General features: G+C 43.7%; 4 protein-coding genes. All 4 read left to right on the forward strand.

The features are described 5' to 3' along the window. Nucleotides 1–205 precede the first annotated feature (205 nt). The 4 genes from R7Z41_RS07435 to R7Z41_RS07450 all read left to right on the forward strand — a co-directional run bounded on the left by R7Z41_RS07435 (nucleotide 206) and on the right by R7Z41_RS07450 (nucleotide 19,727). The gene (locus tag R7Z41_RS07435) at nucleotides 206–11,320 is read left to right on the forward strand and encodes a tandem large repeat (RefSeq protein ID WP_318136344.1); all 11,115 of its coding nucleotides are present in this window, start codon (nucleotides 206–208) and stop codon (nucleotides 11,318–11,320) included. A gap of 767 nt (nucleotides 11,321–12,087) precedes the next feature. Continuing rightward, nucleotides 12,088–13,806 (forward strand): hypothetical protein, encoded by a 1,719-nt coding sequence (locus tag R7Z41_RS07440; protein WP_206970266.1) that lies wholly within the window; start codon nucleotides 12,088–12,090, stop codon nucleotides 13,804–13,806. A gap of 1 nt (nucleotide 13,807) precedes the next feature. Beyond that, a complete protein-coding gene (locus tag R7Z41_RS07445; RefSeq protein WP_038893414.1) occupies nucleotides 13,808–15,043 on the forward strand; it encodes a TolB family protein in 1,236 nt (411 codons plus the stop codon). Then, the gene (locus tag R7Z41_RS07450; RefSeq protein WP_206970264.1) at nucleotides 15,036–19,727 is read left to right on the forward strand and encodes an OmpA family protein; all 4,692 of its coding nucleotides are present in this window, start codon (nucleotides 15,036–15,038) and stop codon (nucleotides 19,725–19,727) included. The genes R7Z41_RS07445 and R7Z41_RS07450 overlap by 8 nt, the downstream gene beginning before the upstream one ends. The last annotated feature ends 57 nt before the right edge of the window (nucleotides 19,728–19,784 follow it).

Below are 19,784 nucleotides of genomic sequence, written 5' to 3' on the forward strand. Positions count from 1 at the left end.
TTTTAAATAAAAACTAGCATTAAAGCATGAGTAATTCCTCTGTTTTCACTAAGTTAATAATTATAGGATGTAAAAATAATTTTAATAATTCAGTCAAAGTGACGGTTGGCTTGGTGTTTATGCCTATTTTGTTGGTGTTAATGTCACGTTGAGAAAATATTTTTCAATAATATAATCTCGGGAAAATATATTTTGCCAAATTACTATGTTCGCTAAAAATACGCTGAAATTAACATTAGGTCTTACGCTTACATCTCTTTTATTGAGTGCATGTGGTGGTGGTGATGGAGGAGACAACACACCGCCAGCTAGAAGCAAAGGAAGCATTTCCGGTATGGTGTTTGACGCCCCAGTCAATGGCGCCAAGATTGAGGTTTTCGAGTTCAAAAATGGAAACTTAGGTCGGAAGTTGGCTAACACAACGTCTGATGCCTTCGGAAACTATCTGCTAGAGTTTGAATCTTCGTCAATGCCTCTTTTTGTTGTTGCAAAAGAGGGGAGTTATACCGATCCGTTTACAAATGAAACGGTATCTGTGAGTAATGCGAAGACACTTAAATTTGAAGGTGTTGTGAACTTTAAAGAGGGGAGTGAGCAAAAGTTAATGCTTACTCCGCTGTCGAACTTGGCAGCAGGCTTGGCAAAGTACAAAATTTCCCAGGGGGCCACAGATGAGAGTGCCTTTTCAACTGCTTTGGATAGTATCAATAGCATGTATGGTTTTGACGTAAACGAGACCAAACCTATTGATATTACCAAAGGTGGGCAAAGCAGTTTTGCTAGTACTGGGCATCAATACGGCGCTTTATTAACAGCATACTCGTCTTACTCTTACGATCTTATAAAAAAATACGGCAACAGCGATAACGTCTACACTTCGATGCACTTCGCTGACATCCAATATCGGGATGTTATTGCAGATGGTGTTCTTGATGGTCTTGAAGTGAGCAAGACTTCAGGAGCAGTGACTCCCCTCAGCTTTGGACAGAAAAAGATAAACAGCGACGTTTACACACGTGACTTATCTCAGCACGTTTTGATCGTGGTAAACGACCCAAGTATCAATATTTCAGGTACTGATGCTGCCGACTATGTCGACTTTAGTAAGAAGCTTAATGACTTAGGTACATATGGCAGTACAGATGGCGTCATTCCACCGCGAGATGGGACGGAGATTGATACCACAGCGCCTATCGTGACACGCATTGACCGTGATGTACTTGCTGGCACCGATAAAGTTGATCTAAAAATTGTTGATGATATTGGTGTAGAAGACGTATCCGCCTTTATTCAGTATCAGATTAATGGCTCTTGGTCTGGTGAATTTCAATGTAACGACATACAAGATTTTGGAAGCACATTCTGTTCGGTTGAATTTGATGATTTTGAAGTTGGCCTTCGAGAGACCAACGTTAAAGTTAACATTAATACCAAAGAGATCGATAGTGTAGATATGAACCCTGCCACAGGGCTCTCAAACGTAACAGCAGCACGGTTAGTCTTGTATACAGCGGATGTACTGGGTAATGAGTTAATTCCAGGCAGCCATTCGGGTCTTCATATCAACTTTGAATGGGATAACGATGCGCCTGTTATCGATATTACATCGGCGAGTGCAATTAATAACCAACTTAAAGAATACGTTCTGAAAGGAGTTGTAAAAGAAAGCTCGCAAGAGATTAGTTCGGTCAGTATTTCATTTAAAGATGGCTTACATGAGGGCGTCACATGTTCTCCTGTCACTGTAGAGTCTGGAAATGCTTGTGAGTTTAGTAAGGCTTACCCAACTGATGAATTCCTATCTACGACGGTCTTTGAGGTTCGAGCGAAGGATAGCAAAGGCAATACGGGCTCTGCGCAGCATGCAGTAAGTCGTGACGATCAAGCGCCAGCACAGACGATAACCTATCCTGAAGGTACGTCAATGACGTACGTAAATGTGGGTTTAGATGGTGAACGAACCACTTACGATGGTATCTACTCTCAAGATACGTACACCCCAGACAATGTTCAAGCAAGCCGCGATTTCCTGAAGATTGACTATGCGTACGCAAGTTTAGGGATTCAGAACTCATTAAAAGGGATAGATTTTAGTAACTTCAACGCTAATTTATTGAAAGAGAATAAAATCCCTTATGTTCGTGTGAAAGTTTCAGACGTAAATACCGATACGGTTTTAGGCTCCAACGCTAATAAGCTAAAGCTCGTCGTCAAGTACTACGTAAGCCAAAACAACGATAACAACTACTCACTTCAGCAAGTTATTGACACAACCGCATCAGATGACGATTACATCGCGAAAATTCCGCACGAAACGGTGTTAGATAGCAATGGGCGAGTTGAGGATGTCATTTATTACATTCCGTTTGTAAGAGATATTTTGGGTGACAGCTTTAAATCGGTATCAGAAAACAGTAGTCAAAAGTTAGTCATTCAAACCGTCGATGAGTCTGATAACGAAAGCACTCCAAGAGAAGTATATTTTAGAAGTAGCTTTGACCTACCAACGATAAAAGTGGTGACACCATTTATTGGTGCGCGAGCTCAACTTGAAGGGTTGAGCCCAAGTGGTGAATTCACTTCACTTGCAAGTTGTACCACTATCCAGCAACTGGAAAGTGACCAGTCCATGGCTCTTGACGTAGCGAGCTGTGAAACCACAACTGACGTAGTGAATTATGATTTCATGCGTGTTCGTTTAATTGGTATCGAAGGCAGTGAGCCATACTATTACCAATGGAAAAGAGCTCCAGGGACCAAGAAAGTAACGGTTGACTTAAACAAGGCCAATATTGGTGTGTATTTTAAGCTCAAAGGTTCTCAAACTTACTATATTACTGAACTATCGACATATCAGACTGGTTTGTTTGATTTCCAGTGGGATCAAGTGACAGCGGGAGAGAAAACTTCAGAACGTGCGATTCAAATTCTCGATGAGGTGCGCTACGCGTTATCAGGTACGAATAACAACTCATTCTTTGGGTTTGACCCAACGGTTGTGTCTTATGCAACCAATGAAATGCTTACGACTAAAGCGATTCCAGACAAGCCATCAAATGACTATCTACACCGATTCCTTGTTGAAGCAATTGATAGTATTGCCGAGAGAATGCCAAGAAATAACTCATTAGATTTTGCATCTGCTATTTACGATGATTTTAGCTACGATGGAAAAGCAAATGGTGTAGGGGCAGGAGGAAGTCAAGTTACGCTCGATTCTTACACGTTTGGCGCCGAAACTTACCGAAAAGATCTGGCGCAATCCTATTATGAAATCATGGCGAGCAAATACGGTATTGAGACCAATATCGCGCAGCTCTATGCTGATGATATTTCGATGGCTAATCCTGACTTAAATGGTAAGAACATTTTTGATACAGAGGGTAGCAGTATCGATACCTTGCCTCCGCAGCCAAAATTAACCATTGAAAGCGGTAGAGAGACGATGGTTGGTAATAGGCTTTATATCGCTGGCGAGGTTGTTTCTAAAATTGTCCTAGACGATCCTTCTGGTATTGTAGGAACCGACGCTCACGGCCCGAAGTTTAGCACGATGTGGTATCAAGCCAATGAGCCAAATATTGAAATACCACTGGACATCAACATCGTAGAAAACTCAGACAGCAGCAATGCTTATCGAAAAGAGTACTTCTTCACCCTTAACTCCCAGTCTAGTGAACTAAAAGATATTATAGAGTTTGCCGTGGAGACCAGTGCTATGGACCCACATGGCAATGCGTATGGTTACAATGGTAAATCTCCGTTTATAGAATCGGTGTTTATTGATAACGACTTCCCTAAGGCCAGTTACCTTCCACCCAATGATGTCGATGGTAAACCTGTAGAAAACGGTATTTATTTAAATGCGAACAATACTCATGAATTAACCTTCAACGTTGAGGATATTGTTGGTGATAAGCTTGCCTCGAGGGGCCTTGTTTTCTACCAGCAAACCGGTGAAAAAGTAACATACACACCAGAAAACTTTGCAAGTAACTCGAAAGACGAGTTTAAAGTCAAACTATGTACGGGCGAGATTTGTTCAAATCAAGGCTCTACGATTTATCCTGGTGATGGAGATTGGTTAGTTGTTGCAGCAGCAGAGGACAACTTAGGTAACTCCGTTTCAGAGTTAACTAGCACCGCTCCGAGATTCAATATTCGTATCGACTCTGAAGCTCCTATTGTAAAAAGTGAGCAGGTTCAAAGCCGTTTAGGTGGTAATAACCAATGGACACCTGTCATTGATTGGGGGACGTTAAGCTCTGGCAATAACGTAAAAATAGATTTGCGCCGCGGATCTGGTCAGGCTCTGACATTAGAAAGCTGTGACCCTCTAACAGAGGTGTGTGACGTACCATACCTAGTTGGTGAACAGCCTGACGTCAAAGTCCAACTGGTTTCAAAAGCATTTGATTACGATGAATGGAATGAGTTTTACGTCACTGCGACGGACAACGCTTATCCTGCCAATGTTAGTACAACAGGGAAATTCACATTCCAAGTCGATAATAAAGGCCCTGAAATCATCCTAAATACACCTTGGGTTGAAGACACATTGTCCAAAGAGAACTACGTCATAGGGCGTGAGTTCAACGTGCGATTTAAATCCGTAATAGACGATTCAGACCTTGAGCAAGTCTCGCTGTATCAAAGTGGTAAAGATTCGCCAATTAAGACAATTGTGCCAACGGATTCATCTAAAGAGTTTGTCATGTCTCTGATCAAGAGTGACACAGATAAAATAGACATTTCTGAAGATGAAAAAACAACGTCATTGTATGTAAAAGCAACCGATATTTATGGTTTTGAGTCTAGTTCTAACACGCACAAGGTTATTCTTGATCGTGATGGACCAACATTAGGATTAAGTGGTTTCAATGCGAATGACTACTACTTAGGTAACTATGTCTTTGACCTAACGGCTCTAGACCTAAATGCAAACGGTGATGTTTCAATTAATGGTGTCAATCGAGAAAGCCTAGAGTATTGGACGTTTAGCGATCTGGAGCCATTACCTGGCTCTCCCGGTACAAAAATCAATGAGGATCTCAAAGTGAGCCTTGGTGATTTAGGTTCGGGTACACACAAGATTCGTTTAAAAGGGTCTGATGTTCGTGGCAACACAACCTTAACCAGTGATGAGCAAGATTTTACCGTCAAAGTGTACAACTCAATCCCGCAGGTGACGCTGGCGATGAGTTACACGGATGGAACGCCAATTACAAACAACACCATCTATCAAGATGGGAATATCGTACTTACGCTTGATATTGTTGATGATAGTGGCGTTGATCGAATTGACTCAACGTATAGATTTTCTGGTGAGCAAAACGGGACTAACTTTACGTTCTCAGAAACCGCAGATGGCACTTGGACCGCAACGTTGCTTTCTACACAAATTGCCAAAGATGGTAATTATGAACTTGATATCAAGGTTTATAACAAAGTTCGTTACCTTGATGAAAAAGACCGAAAGGTTGGAAAAGTAAACCAAACCTTTAGCGTACAGCGTGAAGGCGTGGTTCTAACAGTTGAAAGCCCGCTGGACTTCCAAAATTACTTATCTGATGGTGTTCTTGATGTCACCTTTACTACATTGAGTGCGGTCAAAGCCAAAACGTTAGAGTGTTGGGTTCGTGAAGAATACAACTCTCTAGATGCGCCACCAACTAATGAGCAACCAACTTCTGGCGTTATCAACGTATCGCAAGAACCTTACAGTTGTAGTGTCAATGTTGGGCAAAACATGACCAAAGCACCTGTTACTTTGATCACTAAAACCTTGGGTACAAATGGGCGTGAAACGATCAACAAGTTCAATTTCTCGATGGTGGATATTGATGCACCGACAGTCGTGGATGGTAACTCATACAGTTTTAAAGGAAGTGATGTTTGGTTTGATGAAGCTTTGAAGAAGAAGATGCTCACATTTGAGCTCTCTTTTAATGATGCTTTATCAGGCGTGAATACCGAAAGTTCAGATGAATATCCAAAGTTGGTTCGTAATCTTGGCAACAAAGCTTATACACCAACGACTTGTGCCAAAGGTGTTGGAAATATCAAGTGTACGTATTCTGAATCCTATGCCGATATTATTGATGGCCTGAGTACAACTCAAGAATACAAAATCAAGAACTTATCTGATTTAGCAGGAAACTTGACGCCAGAGCACGATCTACTGCTTGAATTACCTAAAGGTTCGGTAGTCGTCGAAATTACTGATCCGGTTGGAAACACAACCATTAATGGTCAGCAGCTTGTCGCCAAATTCAGAATTAAGCTGTATGAAAACTCTAGACTAGACAATGTGATGGCCAGATTTGGAACGGAATCCTACAACTATAAAGATAATCCGGAGAAGTTTGCACAATTAGAGGTGTGTGCAGATGATCCAACCTACAAGTGTTCAACATTTACAAGTGAACTTCCTAGCGATGCGGATGGAAAAACGATCAGGACAACGATTACTGCAACGGATGTGTGGTCGAGAGTCGGTGAAGCGACCGTTGATATTAAAGTTGACAATACATCTCCAAGTGTTGGCGATGAGATTATCGTAACTGAATCGCCAACAAATCCAGATAATGTTCGTTTTCGTTTCGACATAACGGACACTGGTAGCAGCCTGGCAAAAGTAAACTATTCGGTTTTAAACCCGAGCTATCAAGAAGAAAGAGTAGAGGATGGGAACGGTTCATCTACGTACTTTGAACTATCAAAATCTCAGTTAGAGGGGCGTGGTTCAATCACGGTTGATATCAAAGCGACAGATAGCGTCGGACTGTATTCTGATATCAGAAAAGTCATTGATATTAGTGTTCCTAAAGTCACAGTTGATTTCGATGGAATTACGAGTTTGCAGGGTGGGAAACTGTTTTTAACCAAGGCGAGCCAGCCGTTTACGGTATCTACGGTGGAAGGAGAAAGAGTGAAAGCTTCACAATATTCTGTGGAGCTTATTCCAAGCCTCGGTGATTCCTTGCGTTACTCAGGTGATGTTATCTCATCTAGTGGTAATGGAATGATGAACTTTGCCGTCGATAACCAAGGGGCATATACCCTTAAGGTGACGGACTCAGTTGGAAGAGAGAATACAAGCTTTGAATTACTAGGCAAAAGTTATGATGGACAAGTGATCGAGTCTATTGTTGATTATGACGCTCCAAGTATTTCGGGCTTAAGTGCTAATCAAACCTCTAAGGTGCCGACAAACGATAAGTATCAACTAGAAATTAGTGCATACATTACAGATAAAAATTTAAATCTCGTCACGTCAAAAGCGGTGAGTGGTGGCAGCACTGTGGCTCCTCAAGCGATTACTGAGCCAACAACCGAAGCGGGGCCTTATGTCATAAGCTACTTGTTACCGAAAGGCGATCATACGATCACGGTGGCAGCAACAGACAAAGTGGATAACAAGAGTGAAAGTTCTATTGACGCGCATGTGGAAGCGGCAACCGTTCCCGGGCTAAGTATCTCTACCGCCTCAAGCGCCCCTCTTTTTGGAGGTGAAGAGATTACACTTACGTTTAACTTTACAGAAGAAGTTACTAACTTTGATATCTCAGATGTCCACCTTGTCGCTAGTGATAACGGTGCAACAGGAACGTTAAAGCAAGATACGTGGTCCACTTCAGACAACGTTACGTGGACGGTTAATTACATCAGTCCAGAAAAGCAAGATAAAAACATAACAATACAGGTAGAGGATGATAGCTACCAAAGTATCAACACCATTCCTGGAAAAGGAAGCAGTTTAAGTATCGCGGTTGAAGGAACCTTACCAAAACTGACCAATGTGACATTTAACCCCGAGCATCAGAGCGTGGGGCAAAGCGTGAGTGTCTCGCTTGAGTTTGATAAAGAGCTCCAAGAGGCGACCGCTACGCTTGGCGGCAATCGCATTAGTTCTCTATCAGCAACGGCAGATAAAAAGGTCTGGATTGGTGATGTACAAGTTCCGAGCACCGCGCTGTTAAGTGTCGACTTGGTTGTTAGTCAATTTAAAGATTTGACTGGCAACATAGGTGAGGATAATACTGCTCACGAATTACCGATCACACCAACCTTAGCTATTACGCCAGTGGGCAATGTGGATGAAACGCATGCCGCCACGCTACAATTCGAAGGTACGTCAACTCGTTTTGATGGTCAGTCCTTGCGTCTTGAAGTGAAAGCCCAAGGCAGCGCGACGGTACTAAAAAGCAGCAGCGCGACAGTACAAGCCGGTGGCACTTGGACCAGTGACGCGATTGATATGAGTCATCAAACCAATGGCACTTATACTGTGATGGTGACGGGGATGAACTCAGCGGGGATTGAAGTGAGTGAAAGCCAGAGCTTTACACTGGCGCAGTCTCTGCCAACGCTGACTAACGTGACGTTTACGCCTGAGCACCAAGCCATCGGCCAAAGCGTGACGGTAACGCTAGAATTCGATAAAGATCTGCAGTCCGCAGCGGCGGAGTTAGGTGGTACAACGATCACTTCATTAATGGCAACCGCGGACCCAAGTGTTTGGACTGGTGATGTGGTGGTACCAAGCACGTCAGAGCTGAATGTGGCGTTGCTTGTTCGTGACTACCAAGACTTCTCAGGGAATACCGGTAGCCAGAACACGGCTTACTCCATGCCGATCACACCAACCTTAGCTATTACGCCAGTGGGTAATGTGGATGAAGCGCATGCCGCCACGCTACAATTTGAAGGTACGTCGACACGTTTTGATGGTCAGTCCCTGCGTCTTGAAGTGAAAGCCCAAGGCGGCGCGACGGTATTGAAAAGCAGCAGCGCAACGGTACAAGCCGGTGGCACTTGGACTAGTGACGCAATGGACATGAGTCACCAAACCAATGGCACTTACATCGTGATGGTGACGGGGACGAACTCAGCGGGCATTGAAGTGAGTGAAAGCCAGAGCTTTACACTGGCGCAGTCTCTGCCAATGCTGACTAACGTGACGTTTACGCCTGAGCACCAAGCCATCGGCCAAAGCGTGACGGTAACGCTGGAATTCGATAAAGATCTGCAATCCGCCGCGGCGGAGTTAGGTGGCACGACGATCACCTCGTTAGTGGCAACCGCGGACCCAAGTGTTTGGACTGGTGATGTAGTGGTACCAGACTCGTCAGAGCTGAATGTGGCGTTACTAGTTCGTGACTACCAAGACTTATCAGGAAACACCGGTAGCCAGAACACGGTTTACTCCATGCCGATCACGCCGACCTTAGCCATCACGCCAATGGGAAATGTGGATGAAACGCATGCCGCCACGCTACAATTTGAAGGTACGTCGACACGTTTTGACGGTCAGTCCCTGCGTCTTGAAGTAAAGGCCCAAGGCAGCGCGACGGTATTGAAAAGCAGCAGTGCGACGGTACAAGCCGGTGGCAATTGGACCAGTGACGCGATTGATATGAGTCACCAAACCAACGGCACTTATACCGTGATGGTGACGGGGACGAACTCAGCCGGCATTGAAGTGAGTGAAAGCCAGAGCTTTACACTGGCGCAGTCTCTGCCAACGCTGACTTACGTGACGTTTACGCCTGAGCACCAAGCCATCGGCCAAAGCGTGACGGTAACGCTAGAATTCGATAAAGATCTGCAATCCGCAGCGGCGGAGTTAGGTGGTACAACGATCACTTCATTAATGGCAACCGCGGACCCAAGTATTTGGACTGGTGATGTGGTGGTACCAAGCACGTCAGAGCTCAATGTGGCGTTGCTTGTTCGTGACTACCAAGATTTATCAGGGAATACCGGTAGTCAGAACACGGCTTACTCCATGCCGATCACGCCAACCTTAGCCATCACGCCAGTGGGTAATGTGGATGAAACGCATGCCGCCACGCTACAATTCGAAGGTACGTCGACACGTTTTGACGGTCAGTCCCTGCGTCTTGAAGTGAAAGCCCAAGGCGGCGCGACGGTATTGAAAAGCAGCAGCGCAACGGTACAAGCCGGTGGCACTTGGATCAGTGACGCAATGGACATGAGTCACCAAATCAATGGCACTTATACTGTGATGGTGACGGGGACGAACTCAGCGGGCATTGAAGTGAGTGAAAGCCAGAGTTTTACATTGGCGCAGTCTTTGCCAACGCTGACTAACGTGACGTTTACGCCTGAGCACCAAGCCATCGGCCAAAGCGTGACGGTAACGCTAGAATTCGATAAAGATCTGCAATCCGCCGCAGCGGAGTTAGGTGGTACAACGATCACTTCATTAGTGGCAACCGCGGACCCAAGTGTTTGGACTGGTGATGTGGTGGTACCAAGCACGTCAGAGCTCAATGTGGGGTTGCATGTTCGTGACTACCAAGACTTATCAGGAAATACCGGTAGTCAGAACACGGCTTACTCCATGCCGATCACGCCAACCTTAGCTATTACGCCAGTGGGTAATGTGGATGAAGCGCATGCAGCCACGCTACAATTTGAAGGTACGTCGACACGTTTTGATAGTCAGTCCCTGCGTCTTGAAGTAAAAGCCCAAGGCAGCGCGACGGTATTGAAAAGCAGCAGTGCGACGGTACAAGCCGGTGGCAATTGGACCAGTGACGCGATGGATATGAGTCACCAAACCAACGGCACTTATACCGTGATGGTGACGGGGACGAACTCAGCGGGCATTGAAGTAAGTGAAAGCCAGAGCTTTACACTGGCGCAGTCTCTGCCAACGCTGACTAACGTGATGTTTACGCCTGAGCACCAAGCCATCGGTCAAAGCGTGACGGTAACGCTGGAATTCGATAAAGATCTGCAGTCCGCCGCAGCGGAGTTAGGTGGCACGACGATCACCTCATTAGTGGCAACCGCGGACCCAAGTGTTTGGACTGGTGATGTGGTGGTACCAAGCACGTCAGAGCTGAATGTGGCGTTGCTTGTTCGTGACTACCAAGACTTATCAGGAAATACCGGTAGTCAGAACACGGCTTACTCCATGCCAATTACACCGACAATACACCTAGACGTTATCAACGATGTTACTGGAGTGGAAAGCGTGACAGTAAGTGGTAGCAGTGAACGATTTGAAGATGGTGAGTTCATAGATATCAAAGCAGTCGACGCTGATGGTACAGAAGCCACAGGCATGGCAACCGTGCTTTCAGACTCATGGACAACTGATTTAGATCTTTCAGGACTGAAGGAGGGGGTAGTGACGATTTATGTAAATGGTACCAACAAGCTTTCCGCCTCTGCCGAAGAGGCTCAAGCAACATTTAACTATGATCGTTTCGCAAGTACAGCCTCCTTAGGTGCTGTTTACAACCGATATTTTAGTGATAACAAAACTTTAAAAAATGCGGCATAAATAAAGCGAGCGTTTAGCTCGCTTTATTTCTTTGGGACTTTTTGTGATATTTATCAAAATAATTGCCTTTATTGATAAGTTACTCGAATTAATGAATCGTCTTAATACAAGGCTGAATAACTATAATAACTAGGCCAATGTTGCTTTTAGGTGTGTATGACGTGATTGTGATGGTCGCTCGGCAGGAGCTGTGGTGAATGTGTCGCGTTGAAAATCTTTTTAAATATTATATATTTATGCTCGTTTCTATACTCTGAGTATAGTGTTCTGCATGAGGTTGATGGGTAATACCTCGCCTCTTTAACTCGCGATGAAGCAAATTTAATCCTAGCAAGCTTCAGAGCAGTTACTTTTGTGAGTGCGTAATGCGCTCACCTTTTTATTTAAACTTCCTCAGTAACAGTCAATTTGTTGTTTGTTGCTGAGGAGGGCACCTCATAAACTTCTGAATTTCCTCGTGCTTACCTGAAGCGCACGTGACTACAATTTTTGTTAACTTCAGTCCATAAATTAAATTTTTTTAGATAGTAAGATTTTACCATTTTGACTGAGTGGGTGATGTTACTGGCTTTTACTGTGGTCAAATCGCATGTTTTGATAGCAAAAATCACCATTTTTTTAGTGTTTTTGATTTCGGGCGATTTTTCTATCTCGTTGAAAATAAATGGCTAAGTAAGTAGGATACGCAGACCAAATCGTACTTGTAAGCCTTATCAGCTTAATTGTCACCGCAGCCATATTTACGATGTTGGTTGTGGAGAATTCAAATGCATTTAGTTTGCAAATTTATACCTAGCTCGAAGCTATCCTCCAACGAGCTATCTTATGTTCTTACACCGGACGAGTGTATAGGACAGCTTTCGCGTTTGCGAAATTCAGATGACATCCTTAGAAACCTCCCTAAAGAATTGGCGCAAAAGATTTCCATCTCTGCCAAAAACACGACCAGCGCATTGCTAGCTGCGATAAGAATCGAATTGGGGAAGGGCAATTGGGTGTCATTATCTACCGTTGCTCGTCGTTCGCCATTGACGGACTCTCAGCTGCAAAGCTTCCCTAGACTTAAATCACTCGTTGACTCTGTATCTGCTTCGAATGAAAGCAAAGCTTTTAAAGCAGGATACAAGCAGGTTACCGACGATGTTGCTTTAGTTCGTAGTTACACGCATGTACCTTCTGAGCCAAGCCCAGATCAAAAAATCGTTGTCGAGTTTGCAGGGCAGTGGTCTAGTAATGCAGCATGTTTGATGTTGGGTAAAACGGACGCTCAAAAAGAAAAAGTGACTGTAGGCAAGGCCGATACAAAAAACAAACACCGCAGCCTCGCGACGTTTAAAGATCTCGAAGCTGAGGGCAAAACGCTCTATATCAAAATCCCTTGTTCCGACCAACCTCAGCCAATCTTGCTTAAACTCGCCGAAGACCTGCAACCCGTTGATAAAGAAACTCAGATGGATGAGTGGGACAACGTGTTGGTGCCAGTAGTTCCAGTTCATAAGAGTGATTCAGGGTATGTATCTATTGATCGCGGTTATATTTATGTCGTTTGGCAATCAGAAGTTTGGCGAGAAATCCAAGTTCAAAACGACGGACGCTTTTCTGATGTCGATCTATCACTCTACCAAAGCACTAAGTCCTCGCCTCAAAGATCAGTCGATATTAGCTTATATGACGAAGACTCCGAAGCATTTCTGTCAGGGGAAGCGTTTCAGTTGTACCAAGACGGTAAAAAAGTCTTTGAGGGTGTGTTGGACGAATATGCTTGCGCCCGTGTTTTTGGTCTTACTGCAGAAGAAGTTGAGGTAGTGGTCGCGGGTTGGCCCAACGAAGGCGAAACATACACAGAATTACTTCAAACCGAATTGAGTCCATTTAAGGCTGGAAGTAAAACAAAGAGAGAGCCGCTTGGTGTTCCTTTGCCTCATATTTGGCTTCCATACAAAATAAACGGCAGCGTACAAAGTGATGTTGCTCTTTATTATTCTCGGGCTCAACTCAATACTCAGCAACTCAATGAATTAAAGAGCGGGAATAACGAGAAAGCGATTAAAGTAGACCTCAGTGATTATTCTTTTGCTCATAACTTTGATGCGAGCTCCGAACCTGTGATTTCGCTGCCGAATCTAGATACTCAAGCGCCAAGCAAATCAGATTACAATATCATCAGCCAAAACGAGCAAGGTGTTGCTGCTGCTGTTGTTAACTCACCAAGTGAAGGCATTGTAATAACGTATAAAAGTAACCCTCAGTGCGATCAACCGGATGATTTTTTCCAACTGACGTGTGTTGATGAGACATGGAGCCAAAAGATTTTTTTGCGCGAGGCTGAGTTTGTTGATCAGTATTGTAAAGAAGTCGTGTTTAGTGGTTGGTTACCAGAAGTTAAAAGGGTCAATCTAACCCGTCATTGCCGATCTCATAACTCAGATAAAACGGTCTTAATGTCAGTAATTTATCAAGACATTGAACTCACGGAACTATTATAAAATGAAACGAACAACGTTAAGTATCATGCTTCTGTCGACAGCTATGTTATTAACAGGCTGTGGTGACGAAAGTAATCAAACTTCGAATACTGCAACAACACAATCCGTAGAAAAAGAACCCGCTCAAAAGGCTTGTTATAACGTTGCTCAAGCGACATCACTTGAACGTAAAGAAGTGATAGGACCACGCTGCCAATGGCAAAGTGAGCACAACTTTATTGTTTACTCTGAAGATCTGTCCAAGCCAGAATATCCAGGCACGGTTCCTGTCAAACCGGGCTACGCGGTTCGCCGTGCAAAAGAGTGGCCTCGTGAAGATTTATCTGATGCAAGCTCCTATGACAAACCTCGTATTCAGTTTTGGTGGAATAATGTCAGCTCTCGAGACCCTCTCGTAAATGAATACGAAAATGGCTACAAAATTTGGAGCATGAAAATTGATGGGACAGATTTACGCTTAGTCACAGATGATATACCAAGTACAGCGTCACCACAGAACTATGTCACGAGTCGTTCCCCCAATAATCGTTATGTGGCTTATGCCTATAGTTTTGGTGGGCCTTTGATAAAGGCGATCTTTGACTTAGAAACGCAGCAGACCATTCAACTGGGCAGCGCGAGTACCAAGCCATATCTGGTCTGGGCGGATGATTCTAGCTACATCTATTTCTCAGATGGTTTTAAACGTTTTAAATACACACTTGCGACGGGAACCAAAGAAGAGGTAGATGTACCGTTGTCTGAAGATACGGTCATTGTAGATGGCAAGTTAATCAATGCTGCGGGCTTGGGGGTGGGGGTTTATGACGCCAAGACACTCAAACGCTTATACACTATTTTGCCTGAAAAAGAGTTTGAAGACTCCGTCGATATTGAGAAGCGCATCTACCGCCAAATTGCTATCAGCCCCAATGGTAAATATGTATGGGGAATAAACTCGTATCGTAAGGTGCTGATCAACGTACAGGATAAAACTTGGCTTGCGTTTTCTAATGACGGAGATGAAAAGAAAGTTTATGCGGAAGTTGATAACATTAGTAATAACGGTAATGAGACACAAACTGGCACAGCTTTAATAATGATCAGGCGTTATGGGCCAGATTACCGATATAAGATGAATGGCGAAGGCGCACAAGGCTGGAAAGTGGTTCAATCGGGTCGAATTGCAAAAACACCTGTACTTTACAACGCTGATGCTAATGGTGGGCGTTTTCTGGAGGTAGATAGCGATGAGTAATGACTTTAAGCATTTACCGACAGACATCTATTTGTTTGGTGTCGATTTTCCTAATGTTGGAGATGCACAGAACCCTCGATATAAAGCACTCAATATTGAAAAAGACCTGACCTCATTGGAAGAGTTGAAAAATGTTCGCCCTATGTCACGGCTTCCCATTGCCATAAATTTAGGTAAGGAAAGCGCAGCCCTTTGGGCGACAGACGATTTAGGCCGTTTACATGTGCTGGGTGATTCAACGCAGAAAAACCAAAAAACCAATATCAATCAGGTTTTGGCACTGCGTTCGCCAGTACATGAATTAACGCAGAAGACGTATAAGTTGTCTTTTCCCGAATGGTCAATGCTGACAGAGTTAGCGATTGGTGCGCAGAGTAAGGCTCGCCCAATAAAAAAGGCGTGTGCAGACCTTGCCTCTATCTTAGAAAAGCTAAGGGGGTATGGCGGTGATCAAGCGCTTAACTCGCTTGAAAAAAAAGTGGAATACGCTGTCACAGAAGTAAAGCGTTCACAACTTGCGCCTAAATATGAAGCGGGCACTCAAGCACTAACTGATGAGCAAGTTACATATAACAAATGGTATGACTCTGTTCCTGAAGATAAGCCAATTCGTGGCTTTATCGTGCCGACTTTTTCATTTCTCGCTGTAGCATTCTCAACACAAGAGTATGCTGATGCAATTGTTAAAGTCACTCGTTTTGATGAGGAGACCGGACAGCATCTCAACCTGCAAGATGAAAAAATCATAACGCAAGCACAACTTGATGAAACCAGCGTTTCGCGTCGTCCAATAGCTTTGTTTCCGTTGGCGTCGGACGTTTTTACTAATGGCATGTACACCATTGAGGTGATTTTCGACCAGAAGCTTGGAGTTGAAATTCCCGAATTTGCGCAGAATGCCACCAATGTAACCAAAGAGTACGATGATTTCGGTATCGTTACTAAAGTCAGTTACGAGCTACGAGAGTACATCACGCTTAGCCAAACGACACCGTTTGGTAAGATTGCGGTTGTTGCGGGCGACATGATCTCACTTGAAGAGTCTTTGATATACCAATTTCCTACGCAGTTTAAAGCTCTACAAGCCTTCCGAATGGGGGAGCTTGAAAACTTAGAGAATAGTGGAACGACCGCCAGTATGAGTGCTGCACTTTGGGAGATTGGCACAAAAGTTACACCAAGTTTGGTCAATGCTGGCATTAATATTCATCAAAACCCGTCAAGTAAACATGACGTGATTGGAAGTTTAGCAAATACGTTTTGGGGGCAAGTAGACAAGGGCGCTTTACCCCCAGCCATGATTTCTGCATTAGAGTTTTCATTTGGGGTATCGGCGACTGCAGCAGCTTACCAAACTCTTCAAGATTTACGCCAAGCAGCATCGGAATCTGAGCGTGCAGCTCAAGTGGGCTTAAAAACGCTTCTCAAAGAGAAAGGGTTTGATAAAAGTAAGTTCTTTACTAAGGTTATTGAACCCGCGAGAAATGGTAATGCCCACGTTGTGGCGGGGAGTGCTGCTAGAACGTGGTTGACAGGTAACGGCAGTGTCAAAAGCTTTTTGTCGCCCTTTGCTGGTGCTGGGCTCAATGCAATTAACACTTTCTATGAGATAAAAGAGATCACTGACAAAAGCGAGCAATTACGCTTAGCAGAAGAGAAAGCTAAACTCAGGAAAAGTTATTTTGAGCAGGTATCACGCGATTATCTGAACTGGGTACCAGTCTGGAAAGAAAGTCTGAAGAGTGGGGAATTACTACTTAAGCAAATCATAGATAAGTTAGGCGACAATGTAACGTTTACTGACAGCATTCCTAATGACGTTGCTGAAGACAGTGCAATGTTTGTTAAAGACCATAAAGGTGCTGGTTTACGCTTGGTTTTTCCTTTTGATAACAACCAGGTTCAAGCCCCGCACTTGTCATATCTATCTGCTGTCGATAAAGAATTATCTAAGATTCCAAATGCCGTTGTTGAAATCGAAGGGCATGCCTGTCAAAACGGTGATTCAGAATATAACCAAAACCTTTCGCAACAGCGAGCGCAGCATGTTGCTGAGTTCTTTTCTTCAGTCAGTGATATTCGATTCTTTGGCGAACGTCGACCAATAGTCGAGGTACCAAACAACGAAATCAAACGCGAAAACGCGCAACTTAATATTAACCGACGTGTTGAAGTTCGAATCTACCTCCAAGAGTTTGCGGCGAGAATTCCACCGAGTCGACTCGGCTTTAAGGCTATGGAGCAAGCGCGTTTAGCTCAGTTAAATGCGAACTTGGGAGAAGAAGCAATTGCAAAAGAGCTCAAGCTAGCTATCTTCGAGATGATCGTTGGTATGGCTTGCTATGTTCCTATAATAGGGCAGGCAGCAAGAGGCTTTTTCGTTGTCAAAGAAGGCGGAAAAATGCTGATGAGTGGTGCCCAGTTGCTTGACTCTGCACTCTTTGATTATTACTTGTCTTCTTACAACGAGGTTAGAAAAAGCGTATCTGCAATTGAACAACTTAGCCATGAAACCACAGAGATTATTGATTCATTGGCTGAGATTAATACGCAATTGACTGAGGTGTATTTTACGTCATCAGATGCGTTAGTTGAGCACTTAGGAAAAGCTACGGGTGCAAAGGAGCTGATTAAGCGCTATCAACGCCGTGCACTTGCTATTAATGGTTTGGTGCTTTTGATTCAAAGAGCTTGTGCTGAGGGCGAACAAGAGTTCACAGAACAGTGGCGAATATTAGCTATCGATGAATACATTCAGCGATATATTGAAACCGATGGTTGGATATTAAACACAGAGTTAAAAGAAAACTTGTGCAACTTGTGGATCCAAGAACTCATGCGTCGTGAGGGACGCAAGCAATTAGTTGAAAGTTACGGTGAAGAAATAGCTGAACAAATCATTACTCGTAACAAAGCCAACTATATTGCTCCAAAAAGGAAAGACGTTTCTGGGGCGTTTAATGTCGCGTTTCCAGTGCAAGACAAGCTCTATAATCGCGATCAACAACGAGGCTTAGTGGAGTTTGCGACACAGTTTAATGTTGAGTCTAAAAAATTATCAGAAGAGGACCTAGGGTTCGTTAGGTTATTAGTCTCTGAGCCTCATGACAACTCTAAATGGGTCACCTTTGATGAGTGGGAGAAGGTACGATTAAAAGCAAATAAAAAGGTGCGATTATCGCCTTTCCACCGTTTGAAGTGGCAAATGGTGTTAGGCAAACAAAGTCTGAAACAGATGACGTCAAATGTGTTTCAGTGTGAGATGTCTTATCAGCGCACTGACGGTTTACTTAATACCAGTGGACCTAAGTTTAATTTGATGTTCAAGCCGATGAAACACGAGGAATTTAGTGTAGATCCCAAAGGTGAGTTGGCCGAATTTTTTGAGGCGGAAAAAGCAGACGGCAAAGTCCTTATTGGTTGTGAGTTTGAACCGTATTTTTACTTTGGCGATGATGTCTTCTCTGGAGTGAAGCCTTTGATCGCTAAGCACGATTTAGTCGATTATAGCGGATACTTATCTCAAGTTGCTCTCGGTCCGATTTTTGGGCAGGTGATAAAAATTGACTCCCAACAAGATGTACTCAAAGAATATGTAAACAGCGGTGGCTTCAAAAATATGACCTATGAGTTCACTCTATCTGGAAGCAACTATAAGCTACCAGTACGAGTGGACAAGACAGTCGGACGATTTATTACGTCACCTAGACAGATTCCTGTAGGAGTCGATACAAACCATAACTATACACTCTCTGCTAAATCGGGCTTTATTGCGAACGGAAATAGTGTGTCAGAGAAAGATTTGTTAACGCTAGATTTTGTCTTACATAGTAAAGTTCATAAAGGCCCGACAAAGCCTGTTATCGATGACATTAAGCACAGTGCGATTGCGGTCAACTACGGAAATAAACGACAGTTTATGAACGAAGACAGTATGTTCACTACTGCTGATGAGCTCAAAGGTTTTGATTGGACTTCGAATAAGTCATTCGCTATGGAAGTTATGCTTATTGGTGGCAAGCACAGAAAAGAGTCGTATGAGGGACAAAACCTCGAATGGCAAAGTGTTCCAGTTTCACTAAAGCTATCTACTACTTTTGATAATGAAGCCGTATTCGGATCTGAAACTACCGCTGGTCCTGAGTATCTAAGTAACCTTACTTATATTGGGATACTAAAGAAAGACGGTTCTAAATGGACGCTAGATGACAGCGATGTGATTAACAAAAATATAGACGCAGATTTTGTCTCTGAGGCTCTATCCAACATAGACATGGATGAAGATTTCGATGGTAAGGTGGTCTACGCGTCTCGTTTCGAGTTCGCATTTAAAGCGCTGAACGGGCAAGAAATCAAGGGGCTTCGACCATTTGGACCCGTTGTCTCGACATCTGGTCGATTCCAAGAAGCAGTTCTAAAGGTGTCCTCTCTAGTACAACGTAATACAGCGGAAAAAACGCCGTTTAAACTTGAAAGCTTTGAGATGTCGTTGGGCAGGCAGTACAAAAATGTAGATGAGTTATCTTATTTTTCTGATTGTGAAGACCCAAGCTATAAAGTTGATAAAGATATGTACATCAACTGGGCAAAACTGAAACCTGAAGAGCGTACAGAACGTTTGGTAACTTGGATTAGAGACCCATACTTAGCAACTATCATTGAAGCGTCGATTCTCAATAAATAAAAAAACCGCCTTCGGGCGGTTTTTCTTTTCTTATCAATGGAAACTGAAGTAAGATTT

It is taken from the genome of Vibrio sp. 1457, assembly GCF_033340195.1.
In the GTDB taxonomy this organism is placed as follows: Bacteria; Pseudomonadota; Gammaproteobacteria; order Enterobacterales; family Vibrionaceae; genus Vibrio; species Vibrio alginolyticus.